Genomic DNA, 3,311 nt, shown 5'->3' with positions numbered 1-3,311 from the left:
TTCAACAGTTAAATGGCTATTTATAATGAATTTTGTCAGTAACTGCCAGTTCTTTTCACTTGAGCGATGCAACAAAGCCATCCCAGTGTCGGAGCACTGGGATGACACTCTTCTCTGGTGGAGGGTGCTCTCAAGTCACAACGTTCATATAGTTGTATACTTGACACTGAGGTTTATTCTTCTATTTCTTTTTTACTGGTCATGCTATCATTTGCTATGCAAGCACAACATTTGTATGGTTATAGGTCTTTTAAACATGGGTGGTAATGTAGCACTAGAACTAACTTCTGTAGATAAAAGCTTCAAGGACAATTCTGCTGTTGTAAAGGATATCAATTTAAGTGTTACAAGGGGGCAAGTAGTAGCGCTGATTGGCAATTCAGGTGCAGGGAAAACAACTATATTGCAAATCGCAGGCTTATTGGACAAGCCAACTTCAGGTATAGTTACGATAGATGGAATAAATTGCACACAAGCCAGTAATAAGCATAAAACTCATGTAAGAAGAAATTTTCTTAGTTTTGTTTATCAATTTCACTATTTGTTACAAGAGTTATCGGTGTTGGAAAATATTATGCTTCCTCAACTCATTGCAGGAAAAAGCAAAGCTGAAGCAAAAAAAAATTCGCAAGCAATGTTGGAAAAATTTGGTCTGGAAAACAAAGCAAGTAGCATGGTATCTGAAGTTTCGGGTGGGGAAAGGCAGAGAGTTGCAATTGCAAGAAGCATTGTAAATTCTCCAAAGCTTTTACTTGCAGATGAGCCAACAGGAAACTTAGATCCAACAAATTCTTTTAACGTGTTTTTACTGCTACATTCATACGTAAAGGAAAATAACAGCTCTATGCTTATAGTAACACACAATCATCTCCTTGCAGAAAAGGCAGACTGCATTTTCCAATTGAGAGATCGATCATTAGTGAAGTTGTGAATAGGAAAAATAGCACAATTTCTATGCCTTATACTTATCTAACCAATGATCATTAACAGAGTACAACTCGCATGAAATGCTTTCATTGCTTTTTATACACGGACTTTTTAACTTACGCTGTTTACTTAGGGAACACCCCGACAACATAAACACAGCTAAAACAAAAAATAATAGCTTTTTAAACATAACAAAACCTTTTCATTTATATTACTACACTCATTTCTCTTGTTTGTAAAGATTAGGCATATTCTTTTACCCTTACCTCTTTTTTGACCTTTTGAGAAGAAATAGTTGCACTATTCAAGCGCAGTTTTATATAATTGTCCACGATTTGAGTCACTTCCTCTTCTTTATCCTTTAGAAAGTGATTAGTATCATCTATTATATAGTATTTCATGTGATCACTTCTTACTGAATTTATCAACCTTTTTGCTAATTCTGTTACATCGCTTTCTTCTGAGATTGTATCATTACTGCTTTGTATTATAAGCCCAGAAACTGGACAGGGAGAAAGAAAAGAAAAATCGTACTTAGTTACCGGAAGAGAAAGAGCAATAAAACCCACTATCTCAGGGCGGCGCATTGTTAGCTGCATAGCCACCCATGCTCCAAAAGAAAAACCAGCGATCCAAATTGGAACATTGCTAGGATTATGTTCCTGAAGCCAATCAATGGCTACCGCAGCGTCAGTTAATTCTCCTATACCCTTATCAAAAGTTCCGGTAGATTTTCCCACACCACGAAAGTTAATTTTCAATGCAGAAAAATTGTTATCGATAAAAGACGTATATGTACTATGTACAATTTTACTATCCATATTACCACCATATTGAGGATGATGATGTAAAACCAGCACAACCGGCACGTTGGCATCTTTGCTTTGGTGGTATTCACCTTCTATCTTTCTTGTTGCATTATTTAAAAAAACTTCAACCATGATAACTCCTAATAAGAACCCGCTTGACAGGTATTGATGACGTGAGTTATTAATTATGTATTAATTTCGCTGTTTTTGCAATAAATTTTTTATCGTGTTAAAGCTAACGTACATAGTTATGGCTATAGTTGATGGTAAACTTATTTAAGTGACAGATGAGTCCATTTTCTTTAGAAAATAGTGGTTGCGTATATGCTGATTACAATGCAACTGCTCCAATTAGTGAAAATGTAAAAAAAAGTATATTTGAGGTCTTGTCAAAACAAACGCTCAATCCATCATCACTACATAAGAGAGGACAAGAAGCGAGGAAGATTCTTCAGGATGCAAGAGATAACGTACGTGGTGCTATTGGCGTTTCAAGTGATAAAGAAATAGTTTTTACGTCTGGTGCAACTGAAGCGAATAACCTTGTTATGAGAGGAATAGCAGGCTACCTGCATATAATTTCAGCTACAGAGCATCCTTCAATTCTCAATTCTGCATGTAACCCATATATAATACCCGTTAATCAGGAAGGCATTGTTGACTTTTTAGAACTAGAAAAAATTCTAAGCGAACTTAAAGGAAACAAAGCAATAGTTTCAGTTATGATGGCAAATAACGAAACCGGAGTTATTCAACCTATTGAGGAAATAGCTGAAATAGCCCACAAATTTGGAGCAATTTGCCACACTGACACTGCTCAAAGTATTGGGAAAATTAAAGTTAATATGGAAGATTTAGGAGTGGATTTACTCACTTTATCCGCCCATAAATTTGGCGGTGTAGCAGGCAGTGGAGTTTTAATATTCAATAAAGAACTTGCGATAGAACCTATTATAATAGGTGGTGGACAAGAGAAGGGATTTCGTGGTGGTACGGAAAATATTGTTGCAATTGCAGGCCTTTCTGCTGCACTGCAAAATATTCCAGATCTTTTATCAAAAATGGATGAAGTAAAGGAGCTACGCGATCAATTAGAGTGTGAATTATTAAATCTTGCCAGTGACATAAGAATCTTCGGTAAAAACTCTAAGAGGCTGCCAAACACAAGTTTTATTTATATGCCAGGAGTAAAGAGTGATGTGCAGCTCATGCATTTTGACTTGAATTATATTGCAGTGAGTAATGGCTCCGCATGTTCTTCTGGAAAAGTTGAGCCTTCCCATGTTTTGCTTGCAATGGGGGCAACAAAAGAGCAAGCAGAGTGTTCAATTAGAATCAGTATAGGTCCAGAAACTAAACCACAAGACATAAAAAAAATAGTGGATTGTTGGTATAATATCTACAAGCAGAACACCTTGGTATAGATAATACGTGGTATCATGCAGGGAGCTATAAATTAGATGTAAAAAATTCCTTTACAAGTTTCGCCAGCCCCCTTATCATGAAACTGAAGCTATTTATTTATCTTCTCTGTACAGATTAAATGACAAAAAAACTCACGTATCTGGCGTCTCA

At 36.2% G+C, this 3,311-nt stretch carries 3 protein-coding genes; 2 read left to right on the top strand and 1 reads right to left on the bottom strand.

Annotated elements, in window-relative coordinates:
• Window positions 1-256: 256 nt before the first annotated feature.
• Window positions 257-931 carry an ABC transporter ATP-binding protein gene (locus OZD66_RS05560; RefSeq protein ID WP_065106727.1) on the top strand — a complete coding sequence of 225 codons (675 nt, stop codon included), beginning with the start codon at window positions 257-259 and terminating at the stop codon, window positions 929-931.
• A 238-nt stretch (window positions 932-1,169) separates the two neighbouring features.
• Here OZD66_RS05560 and OZD66_RS05550 read toward each other — a convergent pair whose 3' ends face one another.
• Window positions 1,170-1,868: an alpha/beta hydrolase gene (locus tag OZD66_RS05550; RefSeq protein ID WP_182366637.1), complete on the bottom strand. Its 699-nt coding sequence runs from the start codon at window positions 1,866-1,868 to the stop codon at window positions 1,170-1,172.
• Between the two features lie 155 nt (window positions 1,869-2,023).
• Between OZD66_RS05550 and OZD66_RS05545 the strand changes: the two genes are divergently transcribed.
• Window positions 2,024-3,160: a cysteine desulfurase family protein gene (locus tag OZD66_RS05545; RefSeq protein ID WP_182366638.1), complete on the top strand. Its 1,137-nt coding sequence runs from the start codon at window positions 2,024-2,026 to the stop codon at window positions 3,158-3,160.
• Window positions 3,161-3,311: the final 151 nt, after the last annotated feature.

The organism is Wolbachia endosymbiont of Drosophila baimaii (assembly GCF_028982185.1).
GTDB classification, from domain to species: Bacteria; Pseudomonadota; Alphaproteobacteria; order Rickettsiales; family Anaplasmataceae; genus Wolbachia; species Wolbachia pipientis.
This window is presented reverse-complemented; position numbering and strand designations above follow the sequence as displayed.

What these genes read in the sequence shown, in the direction of transcription:
- OZD66_RS05560 (WP_065106727.1), top strand. Translation starts at nt 257, where the DNA reads ATGGGTGGTAATGTAGCACTAGAACTAACTTCTGTAGATAAAAGCTTC.
- OZD66_RS05550 (WP_182366637.1), bottom strand. Translation starts at nt 1,868, where the DNA reads ATGGTTGAAGTTTTTTTAAATAATGCAACAAGAAAGATAGAAGGTGAA.
- OZD66_RS05545 (WP_182366638.1), top strand. Translation starts at nt 2,024, where the DNA reads ATGAGTCCATTTTCTTTAGAAAATAGTGGTTGCGTATATGCTGATTAC.